Here is a 14,437-nt window from a genome sequence, read left to right on the forward strand (position 1 = left end):
GACTCGGCAGCTCACTACTCACTCGATTCAAACGGACGTCTCATGCCCTCATTTCTCTCCCGTCTCCTCGGCGCGCGCGCGCCGGAGCGCAAATCCTCGCGCGCCATGCTTTCGCTGCATTCCATGGCCGCGCCGCAATGGACAGCGCGCAACAATGTTGCGCTCACACGGGCCGGCTATGAGCGCAACGCCGTCTGCTATCGCGCTGTGCGCATGGTGGCGGAAGGCGCCGCCTCCGTGCCCTGGCTCGCTTATGAAGGTCGCGTCGAAAATCCGGAACATCCCCTGCTGCGATTGATCGAGCGGCCCAATCCGAGCGATACGAGCGTCTCCTTCCTCGAGGCGCTCGTCTCCAATCTTCTGCTCTATGGCGACGCCTATGTGGAAGGCGCCTTCGTCGATGGATTGCTGCGCGAGGCCTATTGCCTGCGGCCCGATCGCATGAGCGTCGTCGCGGGACGCAATGGCTGGCCGACCGCCTATGTCTATTCCGTGGCCGGAGACAGCGTGCGCTATGACATTCAGGGTCGCGGCATAGAACCGATTCTGCACATTCGTCTCTTCAATCCGCTCGATGATATCTATGGCTTCGCGCCGCTCGCCGCCGCGCAGACGGCGCTCGACACGCATAACGCCGCGAGCTTCTGGAACAAGGCGCTGCTCGACAATAGCGCGCGGCCTTCCGGCGCGCTCGTCTATGCCGGGCCCGAGGGCGGACATCTGACGGATGAGCAGTTCGAGCGGCTGAAGCAGGAGTTGGAGGAGAATTTCTCCGGCGCCTTCAACGCCGGACGTCCGCTGCTGCTGGAAGGCGGGCTCGATTGGAAGGCGCTGTCGCTCTCGCCCAAGGACATGGATTTTTCCGAGACGAAAGCCTCCGCTGCACGGGAGATCGCGCTCGCCTTCGGCGTGCCGCCGCTGCTGATCGGCCTACCTGGCGACAACACATTCCGCAATTATGAGGAGGCCAATCGCGCCTTCTGGCGCCAGACGATCATTCCGCTCGTGCAGCGCTTGCAGAAGGCGTTTCATGCCTGGGCGCAGCCGGGCTTCGCGCCTTTCCGCTTCGACTATGACGCAGATCGCATCGACGCTCTGGCCAAAGAGCGCGCGCTCGAATGGAGCCGCATCGGAAGCGCCGCTTTCCTCACTGTCGACGAGCAGCGCGAGGCGGCTGGCTACGGCCCGATGGGAAAGCGCGTGAAATATTCGGCGGATCAGCCTCGCGTCAACGCCGGATCGCCGGACGGCGGGCAGTGGACGAGTGGCGACGGTAGCGGCGGCGGCGATCTCGCGCAAGTGGCGCTGAACACGATCGCTGGTGTCGTGAGCGATGTCGGCGCTACACTGGTCGGCGAGGGCGAAGGCTATTTCGTCGACTTGCTGGGTGAGAAGGAGCGAGGGGGCCATGCGATCGACTACCATGTCGGAAAGTCAGACGAGTTCTTGCTAAATCGAGTATTGACGGAACGTTATTCAGGACTTTTTGTCGATATGGGTCTTCAGGCTGCGGGATCGTTTCCTTCGTTGGCGGCGGCGAACAAACTCGTCAACGCGACGCTATCGGCTAATCGTGCTATTGTCGAAGCAGTGGCAAAGGGATTGCTTGGAGGAACCGATATGACCAGCTTTTTCGGTTCTCCGACCGGTAAGGAAGCGTTTGCAAACAGCGGCCGTTCCGCTCCATATATACGAGAGACAAACGGAGTTTTGGTGCTCATTCGACATGACGACGCCTCCCCTAATGGCTTCACGGTGGTCACCGCCTATCCGATAAACGACTAAATGAGAAAGAGACGGCATATGAACCTCCCTGAGGCGTTCGCGAGCTACAGTCGCCTTTTCCATCAGGATCTTCTCAAGATTTATCCTTCTTTGGATGACGCGGTTCGACAGGCCCCGAATTTCCTTACGAGAGATCAGGTGGAATCGTTGAAGACCTATCTCGACGAGCTCACGAGCGGACGCTATTCGAACGCCGAATTGCAAGAAATTTGGAACAGCTCGAAGGCGCAATTATATATCTCTGGAGGCAGCATGATCGAATTCTTTCGTAAGGCGCGCGCCTATTTGAATTGACCGACCGGCCGCGCGTCGCCGCCGGATCGCCCGAGGGCAGGCAGTGGACGAGCGGGGATGGGAGCAGCGGCGGCGATTTCGTCCGGGTCGCGCTGAGCACGATCGCCTGAGCGATGTGGGCGGGCTCGTCACGCAGGTCGGCGATTTTATCGATCTGCGGGACGAGGAAGCGAACGGCGGACACGCCATCAGCGAGCATGTCGGCAAGAGCGATGAGTATTTGATACGACGCGTTCAAAGCGAGCGCTTCGAGAGGGGGCCATTCAGCACGACGCCGCTTGTCGGGTCGTTTCCTTCGTTGGAAGCAGCGCAGAAGCCGGTCAATTCGGCGATCGTCCACCAACAAGACACCGTCGAACTTGTCGCACGCGTCGTCACTGAGCGCAAGCGCGTCAATGCCGAATTCAATTCACCGACGGGTAAGGAAGCCTTTGTCGCGAGCGCTCGAGGACAGCCTGATATTCGTGATAAATGGTGGGTCGCCGTGGTCTTGTGGCATTAGCATATCTCGATGTTGAGTAGGAATTATAGCGACGAGCAGCTGGTCGCAAATTGGAACCAGACTCTCGGCGGCGGCTTTGGCATTTCCAGTGGCAATGAAGGCGACGCGGAGGCGTTTCTTGGCCTCATACGCGCCGCGCTCGAGGCCTCGCTCGCTTCGCAGAAGAACACGTAGGCCGCGCTCGTCTATGCCGCGGCCGGAGGGCGGACATCTCACCGGTGAGCAATTCGAACGTCTGAAGCAGGAGTTGGAGGAGAGTTTCTCCGGCGCCTTCGACGCCGGCCGTCCGCTGCTGCTGGAAGGCGGGCTCGATTGCAAGGCGCTGTCGTTCTCGCCCAAAGACATGGATTTTTCCGAGACGAAAGCCTCCGCCGCGCGGGAGATCGCGCTCGCCTTCGACGTGCCGCCGCTGCTGATCGGGCTGCCGGGCGACAACACATTCCGCAATTACGAGGACGCCAATCACGCCTTCTGGCGCCGGACGATCATTCCGCTCGTGCAGCGCATGCAGAAGGCGTTTCCACGGGCTCGCCGGTGGGCGGGCGGCGGATGAGCCGCCACCTCGCGTAGCTCGTGATCAGCGGCATCGAACGAAGTCAGCCGCGACGACCGCTCGTCAGAACGGCCGGCGTTTTCTCGCGTCTGAAAGGGGCCCCATGTCCGAGATCGTCACCTCCATTATCGAGCGCGGCGATCTCGCCCATCTCGCGCTCTTTCTCTGGGCGAGCGCCGCCACTGCTTTCGCGTTGCGCGCTCTGCGTGAGCTCGGCCGCTCCATGCGGCGGCTCGACGCTTTCGTGCGCGAGCTCGCGCGCTTCAACCGCCGCTATGGGAGCGAATGAATGAGTCTAGCCGCATTGCCTCTCCGCATAATGAAGCGTCGCACGCCGCGCAAGCCGCCGCGCCTCGAGCCCGACATCGTGTTCAAGACTTTTGTGCGCGCATTGCAGCGCCTTCGCGAGCCGCCGCGCGGCGGCGGTCCTGCCGCGATCGGCGCGACGCGGGAGAAAGCCTGATGGCGCGAGCGCTGACGCGAGACATTCACATAGAGAGCCCTCCGTTGGAGACGAAGCGCGCGCCGTTTCCCGCGGCGATCGGCGCCGACGGAACATTCGAAGGCTATGCGAGCCTCTTCAACGTGCGCGACACTTGCGGCGATATCGTCGAGCGCGGCGCCTTCGCCGCGAGCTTGCAGCGACGCGGCGCCGCGAGCGTCAAAATGCTGTGGCAGCATCGCGCCGAGGAGCCGATCGGCGTGTGGGCGCAGATCGCCGAGGACGAGCGCGGATTGAAAGTGCGTGGGCGGCTCGATCTTTCGGTCGCGCGTGCGCGGGAGGCGCTGTCGTTGCTCCGCGCAGGCGCGCTCGACGGCCTGTCGATCGGCTTTCGCACGCTTCGCGCCGCGAGCGATCCTAAGACTGGCGTCCGGCGATTGCTCGAGCTCGATCTCATCGAGATTTCGATCGTCACCTTTCCTGCGTTGCCGCAGGCGCGCATCGCCGTGATTCCCGCTTTGACGATCGCGCCGCGTCACGCGGCGGCTCAGCTCGGCCAGAAGCTCGCGCGGCTTCGCATGCAGCTCGCCGCGACACGATTCGAGGCGACGCTCCAGCAGCTCTCTGCCTCCCGGTGACGCACGCTCGCGGCTAGCGCCGCGCGCGAAGACGATCTTCCCAGTTCACCTGGCCTCCGAACGCCCGCGCATTCCGCGCGGCGCTTTCGTGCGCCGTCATGTCGAAAGAAAGAGGTTGCCGGCAATGTCGTTTCTCGAAACCAGGACCCTCTCCGGCGAGGAAGCGCTCGCCGATCTTCACCGCGCCTTCACGGCGTTCAAGGATACGAATGAAGAGCGCCTCGCGCAGATCGAGACGCGCATGGGCGTCGACGCGCTCACCGAGGAGAAGCTGCAGCGCATCGACCGCGCCATCGACGAAACGAAGCGCCGCGTCGACCGTGTCGCGCTCGATCTCGCGCGGCCGCGACTTTCGTCCGCGCCGAACGACGATGCGCCTACGCGCGAGCACAAATCGGCGTTTTCGCTCTATATGCGCAGCGGCGAATCCGCCGGGCTGAAGGCGCTCGAATCCAAGGCGCTGTCCGCCGGCTCCGGCCCGGACGGCGGATATCTCGTGCCCACGCCCGCGGAGCAGGAGATATTGCGTCGCCTGGCGCATTTGTCGCCCATTCGCGCCATCGCCAGCGTGCGTGAAATCTCCACGCATTCTTTGCGCAAAGCCTATTCGACACAAGGACCGGCCGCCGGATGGGCAGCAGAAACCGATCCGCGAACGCAAACCAGCAGCCAGCAGATCGTCGATCTCAATTTTCCGGCGATGGAGCTCTACGCCATGCCGGCGGCGACGCAAACCTTGCTCGACGATTCCGCGATCGACGTCGAGCAATGGATCGCCGAGGAGGTGCAGACCGTCTTCGCCGAGCAGGAAGGCGCGGCCTTTGTGAGCGGCAATGGAACCGACAAACCCAAAGGATTCCTCGCCTATACGACGGTCGCGGACGCCAGCTGGAGCTGGGGTAATATCGGCTATGTCGCGACCGGCGTCGCCGGCGGATTTGCGGTGAGCAATCCTTCTGACGCTCTGTTCAATCTCGTCTATGCGCTGCGCGCCGGCTATCGGCAGAACGGCAGATTCGTGCTCAATCGGCAGACGCAATCCGCCATCCGCAAATTCAAATCGACCACTGGCGAATATTTGTGGACGCCGCCCGCGAGTCTCGATCAGCCGGCGTCTCTGCTGAATTTCCCCGTGGTGGAAGCGGAGGATATGCCCAATATGGGCGCCGATAGTCTCTCCGTCGCTTTCGGCGATTTCGCGCGCGGCTATCTCGTGGTCGATCGGCTCGGCGTGCGCGTTCTGCGTGATCCCTATTCCGCAAAGCCTTATGTGCTCTTCTACACGACCAAGCGCGTCGGTGGCGGCGTTCAGGATTTCGAGGCGATCAAGCTGCTGAAATTCGGCGTCGCATGATGTGACTAGCGTCAAACGCGAGCGGCGCGCGACTGCGCCGCTCGCAACGGCGAGTTCGCACGTCATTCACAGATGGACAGACCGAATGATCCCGAATCTTCTGACAGCGCCGGCGCTGGAGCCCGTCTCGGTCGATGAGGCGAAGGCCTGGCTCCGGCTCGATTCTAGCGATGAGGATCCGTTACTGGCCGCTTTGATCGTCTCCGCGCGCCTGACGCTCGAATCCTACACCCGCCGCTTCTTCGTCACGCAGAGCTGGCGCATGCGGCTCGACGCCTGGCCCGCGCAGACATTGCGACGCGGAACGCTCGCCATTCCTTTCTCCCCGTTTCGTAGCCTTTCGGCCATCCGTGTCTATGACTCTGCCGATGTCGCTCAGACCCTCGCGAGCGCGGCCTACCGCGCGGCTCCCACGCGCGACGCCGGACGTGTCGCTTTTATCTGGTCGCCGCCCGAGCCGGGCCGCGCATGCGACGGAATCGAGATCGATCTCGTCACCGGATATGGCGACAGCGCCACCGACACGCCGGAGCCACTGCGCCGCGCCATGCTGGCGCTGGTTGCGCATTGGCATGAAAATCGTGGCGATGTGGACGACGCCGGGGCGCCATTGCCGACAATCGCGGTGGCTTTGGCGAAGCCCTTTCGGCGCGAGCGATTGACATGAACGCGCCGAAGATCGGCGAGATGCGCCTGCGCATGAGCCTCGAGGCGCCCGTGGACACGCCGGACGACAGCGGCGCGATGACCAGAGGCTATGTCGGGCGCGGCGATATTTGGGTGAAGCTCACGCCGCTTTCCGCGGAAGCGCGCTTCATCGAGGAGCGGCAGGAGCTGGCGATCCATTGGATCGCGCAAGCGCGATGGCGGGCCGATGTGACCAGCGAAATGCGCCTCGTCGATGGCGCGCGTAGCCTGCGCATCACTTCCGCCTCTGACCCGGACGGACGGCGCCGCTTTCTGTTCTGCCATTGTGAGGAAATCGCATGAGGCGCCACAAATGACGGTTTCGCCGATCATAGCTCTGCGCAAAGCGATACGCGCGCGTCTCTCGGCGGATTCCGCCCTCGTCGCCGCGCTCGGCGCCGCGAAAATCTATGACGAGGCGCCGCGCGGCGCTGCGGCGCCTTACGTGCTGCTGTCCGAGGCGAAGCTGCGCGACTGGTCCACTTCGGACAGCGGCGGCGCCGAGCAGCTCCTCACGATCACGGTCGTATCGATCGAACGTGGGACCGCCGAAGCGTTGACTCTCGGCGACAGGATCGTCGCGCTTCTCGACGAGGCGCCGCTCGGTCTCGAGGGGCATGTCCTCATCGATCTGCGCCATCAAGGCAGCGAGACGCGACGCGAGCAGAATGGCCGCTTCGCCCGCGTCGATCTGCGCTTTCGCGCGACGACGGAAGCGCAATGACGACTGCAAATTCAGGAGCCTTCACATGTCAGCGCAAAAAGGAAAAGACCTGCTGCTGAAGCTCGACGATGGGAGCGGAAGCTTCGTTTCTGTCGCGGGCTTGCGCACGCGGCGTCTGTCGCTCAGCGCCGAGACCGTCGATGTCACCGACGCCGAATCTGCAGGTCGTTGGCGCGAATTGCTCGACGGCGCCGGCGTGAAGCGCGCGAGCCTCGCGGGATCCGGAATATTCAAGGATCAGGCGTCGGATGCGCTCATTCGCCAGCTCTTCTTCGACGGCTTGCTGCGTGAATGGCGGATCATGGTTCCGTCGTTCGGAGTAATTGCCGGCGTGTTCCAAATCACCAGCCTCGATTATCGCGGCGAGCACAATGCCGAGATGACGTTCGACATAGCGCTCGAATCGGCGAGCGCGGTTTCGTTCACACCGGGGTGAGGCGATCGTCATGGCCAATCATAAGCGGGGAGAAATTCAGGCGACGCTCGACGGCGAGAGCTATCGGCTCTGTCTCACGCTCGGCGCGCTCGCCGAGCTCGAGAGCGCGCATGGCGTGAGCGATCTCGTCGCGCTCGCCGAGCGCTTCGAAGGACGGCGCCTATCGGCGCGCGATCTGATCTGCATTATCGGATGTGGATTGCGCGGCGGCGGATATGAAAAGAATGACGATGAGGTCGCGCGCATGACCGTCGCGGGAGGGCTCGGCGATTATGTGAAGATCGCTGCCGATCTTCTGGCGGCGACCTTCGGCTCGGGCGACAGCGCAAACCCTCCGCCGCCGCGGAGCGCGAGCGGGTGAGGCCGCAGCCCTTCCCATGGGCGCGGGCGATGGCCTTCGGCCTCGGCGTTCTTCGTCTTTCGCCACGCGATTTCTGGTCGATGACGCCACGCGAATTGGCCTGCGCCGCGGAAGGTCTCTACGGCCGCGCCACGAGAGCGCCATCACGCGACGCTCTAGCGGCATTGATGCGCGCATTTCCCGACGGAGACCAAAAGTGAGTGATTCGTCAACGAGCGATAGCGCTGCGCAATCATCGATCGATCTGTCCTTTCAGGCGCTCGATCTGAAGTCCACGAAAACGCAGCTGCAGGACATCAACTCGGTCGCCGCTTCGGCGACGAAGACACTATCGAGCGGGCTCGCCAGCGCGGCGGTGAATGGAAGGAGCTTCGATACCACTCTCGCCTCCATCGCGCGCTCGCTCGCCAAGCTCGGCGTCAATGCTGGCGCGCAGGCTTTGACACAGGGCGCGACGAGCGGATTGAGCGCGCTGATCTCCGGCGCATTGGGCGGCGGCGGCGTTTCCGTGGCGCCGTTCGCCGATGGCGGCGTCGTCGCGAGCCCCACATTCTTCGGCGCGAATGGCGCGGTGGGTCTGATGGGCGAGCGCGGCGCGGAGGCGATCATGCCGCTCGCGCGCGGGCCGGATGGTCGGCTCGGCGTGGCGATGCAGGGCGCTGGCGATCCAGTGGCGGTGACAGTCAATATCGCAGCGCAGGATGTCGACAGCTTTCGGCGCTCGGAAGGGCAGATTGCTGCGGCGCTGGCGCGGGCGGTCGCGCGCGGCCGGCGAAATCTTTGAGGAGTGCGCGATGGTCGATTTTCACGAGACGCGCTTTCCGCTCGATGTGTCGCTGAATGGACGGGGCGGCCCGGAGCGGCGGACGGATATCGTCACGCTCGGCTCCAATCGTGAGGCGCGCAACGCGCGATGGGCGAATTCCCGTCGTCGCTATGAGGCGGGCTATGGCGTCAAATCGCTCGCGCAGCTCGCCGCTGTCATAGAATTTTTCGAGGAGCGACGCGGGCGGCTGTTCGGCTTTCGTTGGCGCGACCGCGCGGATTTTTCTTCTGCGCATACCGGCTCGATTTCGCCGCTCGACCAGATCCTCGGGGCAGGCGATGGCGCGCAGGCGCAATTTCAGCTGCAAAAGACCTATGGCGCGGGCTTCGCGCCCTATGCGCGAACTATAGCGAAGCCTGTGATGGAAAGCGTGCGGATAGCGATCGGCGGAACCGAGAAGACGCGAGGCGTGGACTTCGATGTCGATGCGTCGAGCGGTGTCGTCACCTTGTCGCCTTCGGCTGTTCCAGCGATCGGCGCCGTGGTGACGGCAGGATTTCTGTTCGATGTGCCTGCTCGCTTCGACACGGATTATCTCGAGATCGACGTCTCTTCTTTCGAGGCCGGCGCCATCCCGAAGATCCCGATCATCGAGATCATCCTTTGATAAGGAGGAAAGGCAATGCGTTCGCCTTCGTCGGCCATGCGGCAATCTCTCGACGCTTCGGCGTCGACCTTGTGCAATTGCTGGCGTCTCTCTCGCAAGGATGGCGCGGTAATGGGATTCACCGATCATGATCGTGATCTCGTGTTCGGTGGCGTGACCTATCGCGCCGCCACGGGGCTCGCCGCCACGCAGATCGATGGAAGCGTCGGACTGGCGGTCGGTAGCGGCGAGGTGATCGGCGCATTGCAGTCGGACGGGCTCGGCGAGAGTGATCTCGCCAATGGGCGCTATGACGGCGCTGGCGTCGAGATATGGCTCGTCGATTGGCGCAATGTGGATAATCGCCTGCTCATCGACGCCATGACGATCGGCGAGGTCACGCGCAGCGAGTTCGCGTTTCGGGCGGAATTGCGCTCGCTCGCGCATCTCTTCGGTGAGACGCGCGGCGACAGCTATCAGCGGGGCTGCTCCGCCGATCTCGGCGATGCGCGTTGCAAGGTCGATCTCTCCGCCTCCTCCTTTCACACGACGGGCGTCGTGCTCGCGGTGACGCCGAACACGATCGTCGTGGCGCTCGCGGAGGATTTCGACGATGATTTTTTTACCGGGGGCTCCTTGATCGTCACCAGCGGCGCCGATGCTGGCGTTCGCGTCGCCGTCAAATCACATCGAAGCTCCGACGGGAATGTGAGACTTGGGCTGTGGTCGCGGCTCGCGGGCGGGATCGTTTCGGGCGATGGCGTCACGCTCGTCGTCGGCTGCGATAAGAGCGCGGCGAGCTGCCGATCGAAATTCTCCAATATCGTCAATTTCAGAGGCTTTCCGCATATGCCCGGCAATGATCTCGTCATTTCCTATCCGAGCTCCCTCGCGCCGACGATGGACGGCGGGAGCTTTTTTCGATGAGCGGGATCGCGCGCGCGGCGATCGTCGCGCAGGCGCGGCTCTGGATCGGCACGCCCTATCGACATCAGGCGTCGCTCATTCATGTCGGATGCGATTGTCTCGGTCTCGTGCGTGGCGTGTGGCGCGCGGTGGTGGGGCCGGAGCCGGAAACGGCGCCGCCCTATTCGCCGGATTGGGCAGAGGCCCTCGGCGAGGAGACTTTGGCGCTCGCCGCGCATCGGCATTTCGCCGTCGTCGAGATGAATTCGTTTCGCGCGGGCGATGTGCTTTTGTTTCGCTTCCGCGATCACTCGCCAGCCAAGCATCTCGGCATTGCGACCAGCGCGACGCATATGGTGCATGCGCATGGCGGCGTCTGTGTGGCCGAGGCGCCGATCGGCTTGTGGCGCAAGAAATTGGCGGGCGCATTCGGCTTTCCCGGCGTGATGAATTGAAGCTTCGAGGGCGAGATGGCGACTCTCTTGTTGCAGACCGCGGGCGCAGCGATCGCGCCGGTCGGCTCGGTCATCGGCAATGTCCTTGGCGCTGTGGGCGGCGCCCTCGTCGATGCGGCGCTGCAGCCGCGCGCTGGGACGCGCTATGAGGTAGGGCCGCGGCTGAAGGCGATGGACGGCGTCGCGTCGACGGAGGGAGCAGCGATTCCGCGCGTCTATGGACGCGCCCGCATCGGCGGCCAGATGATCTGGGCGACGCGCTTCCTCGAGCAGACGAATGTGGCGCTGGACAGCGGATCGAGCAACCGCGGCAAGGGCGGCGGCGGAACGTCGCAGACGGTGAGCGTCTCCTATTCCTATTATGCGAATTTTGCGATCGGCCTGTGCGAGGGGCCGATCGCCTTCGTGCGACGCATATTCGCGGACGGCAATGAGCTCGACATGACGAGCCTTCCAATTCGCATCTACAAGGGCGATGAGGAGCAGCTTCCCGACGCGCTGATCGTCGCAAAGGAGGGCGCGGAGAATGCGCCGGCCTATCGCGGGCTGGCCTATGTCGTGTTCGAGCAATTGGCGCTCGCGCCATTCGGCAATCGCATTCCGCAATTCACCTTCGAGGTGACGCGGCCGGTGGCGGGGCTCGGCGCGAAGATTCGGGCCGTCGATATTATTCCAGGCGCGACGGAGGCGGGCTATCAGCCGTCGCTCCAGTTGAACTTCTTTTCGCCGGGCGAAACCAGCGCGGAGAACCGCCATCAGCTCACGGCGGCGAGCGACTGGACGGCTTCGATCGACGCATTGCAGGCGCTCTGTCCGAATCTCGAGAGCGTGGCGCTGGTCGTCGCTTGGTTCGGCGATGATCTGCGCGCGGGTCATTGCACTATTGCGCCGCGCGTCGATGCGACATTCAAGACGATCGGCGAGTTCGACTATGTCTATGGCCCATTCCGGCCCGCGGATTGGTCGGTCGCGGGGCTGATGCGCGCAACGGCGCGGCTGGTCTCGCAGATCGACGGAAGGGCGGCCTTCGGCGGGACGCCGAGCGACGCATCGGTGCGCGCGGCTATCGCGGATCTGCGGGCGCGCGGTCTTGCTGTCGTGTTCTACCCATTTGTGATGATGGATGTGCCGCCGGACAATGCGCTGCCCGATCCGCGCAACGGCGAGATTGGGCAGCCCGCCTTTCCCTGGCGCGGGCGCATCACCTGCGATCCTGCGCCAGGACGCGGGGACACGGTGGATGGAACTAGCGCAGCGGCGACGCAAGTCGCGGCGTTCTTCGCGCAATATCGCGCCTTCATTCTGCATTATGCGGGATTGTGCGAGGAGGCGGGCGGGGTCGACGCTTTTCTCATCGGCTCAGAGCTCGTGGCGCTCACGCGCATTCGTTCGGCTCCGGGCGTCTATCCGGCTGTCGCGGCGCTCGTCACTCTCGCGGATGATGTGAAGGGTGTCCTTCGCAGTGGAACCAAGGTCGGCTACTCCGCCGATTGGACGGAATATGGCGCGCATGTTCCGACAGCGGGCGAGCTACGCTTTCCGCTCGACGCCCTGTGGGGAGCGTCGTCGATCGATTTCATCGGGATCGACGTGTATTGGCCGCTTTCCGATTGGCGCGACGGCGTAGATCATCTCGATGCGCAGAGCGCTGCGAATGTCTATGACCTCGATTATCTGACGTCGCGCGTCGGATCTGGCGAAGGATTCGATTGGTTCTATGCGAGCGACGCGGATCGGTTGACGCAGACGCGCGCGCCGATCGAAGATTCGCTCGGCAAGGCCTGGGTCTACCGCGTGAAGGACCTTCTCGGCTGGTGGGCGAATGCGCATCACGAGCGCGTCGATGGCGTGGAGCTCGGCGCATCGACGGCGTGGACGCCACAGAGCAAGCCGATCTGGATCGTCGAAACGGGTTGTCCTGCAGTCGATCGCGGCGCCAATGCGCCCAATGTGTTCGCCGACGCGCATTCCTCGGAGGGCGGCCTCCCCTATTTCTCGCGTGGCGGACGCGATGATCTGATGCAGGCGCGCTTTCTCGAGGCCATTTTTGGCTATTTCGATCCGACGGTCGCGGGCGGCGACTCGCGCAATCCAGTGTCGACGGCCTATGGCGGCCGCATGGTCGATGTGGCGCGCATTCATGTTTGGTGCTGGGATGCGCGGCCGTTCCCGGCCTTTCCCGGCTGTTCGGATGTCTGGGCCGACTCGGCCAATTGGGAGACTGGGCATTGGCTCAATGGGCGGCTCGAGGGCGCGCCGCTCGATCGGCTCGTCGCGACGCTGGCTTCGACGATCGCGACGAATGATCTCGTTGTCGCGCGCCCGGCGATCGAGGGTTTCGTCGACGGTTATGTGCTCGACAGCGCAATGTCGCCGCGCGAAGCGATCGATCCGCTCGCGTCGCTGTTCGGCTTCGACGCTGTGGTGTCCGGCGGCGCGTTGCGCTTCGTCTCGCGTGGAAGGAAGAGCGTGGTCGAGATCGGCGACGACGATCTCGTTCCGCGCAAGGACGGGACGCTCATCGAGCGGCGGCGTGCGCAGGAGAGCGAGCTTCCGCATGAGATCGCTCTGTCCTTCGGAGATTCGGAATTCGATTATCGCACGGGCCGCGTGCTGTCGCGTCGGCTCGAGGGCTATTCCTCGCGGCGCAGCGAAGCGGAGACGGCGGTGATGATCGCACGCTCCAATGCGCAGCGTTTGGTCGATGTGTGGCTGCAGGATATTTGGGCGGGACGCGAGACGGCGCGATTTTCTGTGCGGCCGGGCCTTGCGACCTTAGAAGCCGGCGATGCGGTCTCATTGGCGCGCGCGGCCGATCGCAAATGGCAGATCACGCAGATCACAGACGGCGCCGCGCGCGAGATAGAGGCGCGCGCGGTCGATGCGAGCGTCTATGACGTTTGCGTGCGCTCCGTCGGCTGGCGCGCCTTGGCGTCTCCCGGCGTGATCGGCCCGCCGCGCGTGGTCGTTCTCGACCTTGCGATCGCGAAGCCTGGCGAGACCGCATTGTCGCATGTCGCCGCTTTCGCCGATCCCTGGCCGGGGCCGTTGGCCATCCGCCGGAAGCTCGGCGCGTCGTTCGAGTCGGTGGGGTTGATCGAGAAGCGGGCGATCATCGGCGAGACTTTGGATGCGCTCGCTCCAGGACCGCTCGGACGTTTCGATCGCGGCGCCAGCGTGACGGTGAAGCTCGCTTCGGGCGCGCTGGCCTCTGTGGATGACGGAAGCGCTTTTGCGCTGCGCTCTTCAATAGCGATCCGCGGCGACGGCGGCGCTTGGGAGGTCTTTGTTTTCACGCGCGCCGAGCTCGTCGCGACGTGCACATATCGTTTGTCGCGGCTGCTGCGTGGGATCGGCGGAGAGGATGCGCTGGCGTCTCGCAGCGTTGCGGCGGGAGCGACGGTCGTGCTGCTCGACGATGCGATCGTTCCGCTCGCGGTCGATGTCGCGGAGATCGATTCGGCGCGGGTCTATCGCATCGGTCCGGCGGATCGTGATTATGACGATCCGACCTATGTCGAGCTGGAGGTCGCGGCGACGCGCAAGTCGCTGCTTCCCTATTCGCCGACACATGCGCATGCGCGGCGCACAGCGGATGGCGTCGTCATCTCCTTCATGCGGCGCGGGCGTATCGACGCGGATTCCTGGGAGCCTGTCGATATTCCGCTCGGCGAGGCGAGCGAAGCCTATGACATCGTCATCGCGCTTCCTGGCGGCGCCGCGTGCGTCCTGAGCGTGGCGAGCGCTTCGGCGCTCTATTCGGCGAGCGACGAGCTCGCCGATTTCGGGGCGCCGCAGACGAGCCTGTCGATGCAGATATTTCAAATCAGCGCCCGCGCCGGACGCGGCTTTCCGCTCGTCGCGACGCTGCCCATCGAGTGAGATTCC

18 protein-coding genes and 1 pseudogene are annotated in these 14,437 nt (G+C 64.0%); all 19 read left to right on the plus strand.

The window, feature by feature from the left end:
• Nucleotides 1-42 precede the first annotated feature (42 nt).
• The 19 genes and pseudogenes from EDE12_RS06740 to EDE12_RS06820 all read left to right on the plus strand — a co-directional run bounded on the left by EDE12_RS06740 (nucleotide 43) and on the right by EDE12_RS06820 (nucleotide 14,431).
• Nucleotides 43-1,785 (plus strand): phage portal protein, encoded by a 1,743-nt coding sequence (locus EDE12_RS06740; protein ID WP_024878864.1) that lies wholly within the window; start codon nucleotides 43-45, stop codon nucleotides 1,783-1,785.
• A gap of 138 nt (nucleotides 1,786-1,923) precedes the next feature.
• The gene (locus EDE12_RS21780; protein ID WP_157096231.1) at nucleotides 1,924-2,079 is read left to right on the plus strand and encodes a hypothetical protein; all 156 of its coding nucleotides are present in this window, start codon (nucleotides 1,924-1,926) and stop codon (nucleotides 2,077-2,079) included.
• 43 nt (nucleotides 2,080-2,122) lie between these two features.
• Nucleotides 2,123-2,581, plus strand: a complete 459-nt coding sequence (locus EDE12_RS06745) for an RNase A-like domain-containing protein (protein ID WP_134188017.1) — start codon at nucleotides 2,123-2,125, stop codon at nucleotides 2,579-2,581.
• Nucleotides 2,582-2,771: 190 nt separating this feature from the next.
• Nucleotides 2,772-3,101, plus strand: a pseudogene (locus EDE12_RS06750) (phage portal protein); the annotation flags it as partial.
• A 136-nt stretch (nucleotides 3,102-3,237) separates the two neighbouring features.
• Nucleotides 3,238-3,423, plus strand: a complete 186-nt coding sequence (locus EDE12_RS06755; RefSeq protein WP_024878868.1) for a hypothetical protein — start codon at nucleotides 3,238-3,240, stop codon at nucleotides 3,421-3,423.
• Nucleotides 3,424-3,597, plus strand: a complete 174-nt coding sequence (locus EDE12_RS21785; RefSeq protein ID WP_157198924.1) for a hypothetical protein — start codon at nucleotides 3,424-3,426, stop codon at nucleotides 3,595-3,597.
• A complete protein-coding gene (locus tag EDE12_RS06760) occupies nucleotides 3,597-4,214 on the plus strand; it encodes an HK97 family phage prohead protease (protein ID WP_024878869.1) in 618 nt (205 codons plus the stop codon). Before EDE12_RS21785 ends, EDE12_RS06760 begins: the two co-directional genes overlap by 1 nt.
• Nucleotides 4,215-4,338: 124 nt before the next feature.
• Entirely contained in the window at nucleotides 4,339-5,568 is a 1,230-nt protein-coding gene (locus EDE12_RS06765) for a phage major capsid protein (protein ID WP_026597865.1), read from the plus strand.
• 85 nt (nucleotides 5,569-5,653) lie between these two features.
• Entirely contained in the window at nucleotides 5,654-6,235 is a 582-nt protein-coding gene (locus EDE12_RS06770; protein ID WP_026597866.1) for a head-tail connector protein, read from the plus strand.
• Entirely contained in the window at nucleotides 6,232-6,558 is a 327-nt protein-coding gene (locus tag EDE12_RS06775; RefSeq protein ID WP_024878872.1) for a phage head closure protein, read from the plus strand. The genes EDE12_RS06770 and EDE12_RS06775 overlap by 4 nt, the downstream gene beginning before the upstream one ends.
• Before the next feature lie 10 nt (nucleotides 6,559-6,568).
• Entirely contained in the window at nucleotides 6,569-6,979 is a 411-nt protein-coding gene (locus tag EDE12_RS06780) for a DUF3168 domain-containing protein (protein ID WP_024878873.1), read from the plus strand.
• A gap of 25 nt (nucleotides 6,980-7,004) precedes the next feature.
• On the plus strand, nucleotides 7,005-7,415 hold the full coding sequence (locus tag EDE12_RS06785) for a phage major tail protein, TP901-1 family (RefSeq protein WP_026597867.1): 411 nt from the start codon (nucleotides 7,005-7,007) through the stop codon (nucleotides 7,413-7,415).
• A gap of 10 nt (nucleotides 7,416-7,425) precedes the next feature.
• On the plus strand, nucleotides 7,426-7,776 hold the full coding sequence (locus tag EDE12_RS06790; protein ID WP_026597868.1) for a gene transfer agent family protein: 351 nt from the start codon (nucleotides 7,426-7,428) through the stop codon (nucleotides 7,774-7,776).
• Nucleotides 7,773-7,976, plus strand: a complete 204-nt coding sequence (locus EDE12_RS06795) for a rcc01693 family protein (protein WP_256388643.1) — start codon at nucleotides 7,773-7,775, stop codon at nucleotides 7,974-7,976. Before EDE12_RS06790 ends, EDE12_RS06795 begins: the two co-directional genes overlap by 4 nt.
• Nucleotides 7,973-8,560 carry a phage tail tape measure protein gene (locus EDE12_RS06800; RefSeq protein WP_026597869.1) on the plus strand — a complete coding sequence of 196 codons (588 nt, stop codon included), beginning with the start codon at nucleotides 7,973-7,975 and terminating at the stop codon, nucleotides 8,558-8,560. The genes EDE12_RS06795 and EDE12_RS06800 overlap by 4 nt, the downstream gene beginning before the upstream one ends.
• 10 nt (nucleotides 8,561-8,570) lie before the next feature.
• Complete coding sequence (locus EDE12_RS06805; RefSeq protein WP_026597870.1) at nucleotides 8,571-9,209, plus strand: DUF2460 domain-containing protein; 639 nt, start codon at nucleotides 8,571-8,573, stop codon at nucleotides 9,207-9,209.
• Between the two features lie 15 nt (nucleotides 9,210-9,224).
• The gene (locus tag EDE12_RS06810) at nucleotides 9,225-10,115 is read left to right on the plus strand and encodes a DUF2163 domain-containing protein (RefSeq protein ID WP_026597871.1); all 891 of its coding nucleotides are present in this window, start codon (nucleotides 9,225-9,227) and stop codon (nucleotides 10,113-10,115) included.
• On the plus strand, nucleotides 10,112-10,549 hold the full coding sequence (locus tag EDE12_RS06815; protein WP_026597872.1) for an NlpC/P60 family protein: 438 nt from the start codon (nucleotides 10,112-10,114) through the stop codon (nucleotides 10,547-10,549). Before EDE12_RS06810 ends, EDE12_RS06815 begins: the two co-directional genes overlap by 4 nt.
• A 15-nt stretch (nucleotides 10,550-10,564) precedes the next feature.
• Nucleotides 10,565-14,431, plus strand: a complete 3,867-nt coding sequence (locus EDE12_RS06820) for a glycoside hydrolase/phage tail family protein (protein ID WP_026597873.1) — start codon at nucleotides 10,565-10,567, stop codon at nucleotides 14,429-14,431.
• Nucleotides 14,432-14,437: the final 6 nt, after the last annotated feature.

This window comes from Methylosinus sp. sav-2 (genome assembly GCF_004366495.1).
GTDB lineage: Bacteria > Pseudomonadota > Alphaproteobacteria > Rhizobiales > Beijerinckiaceae > Methylosinus.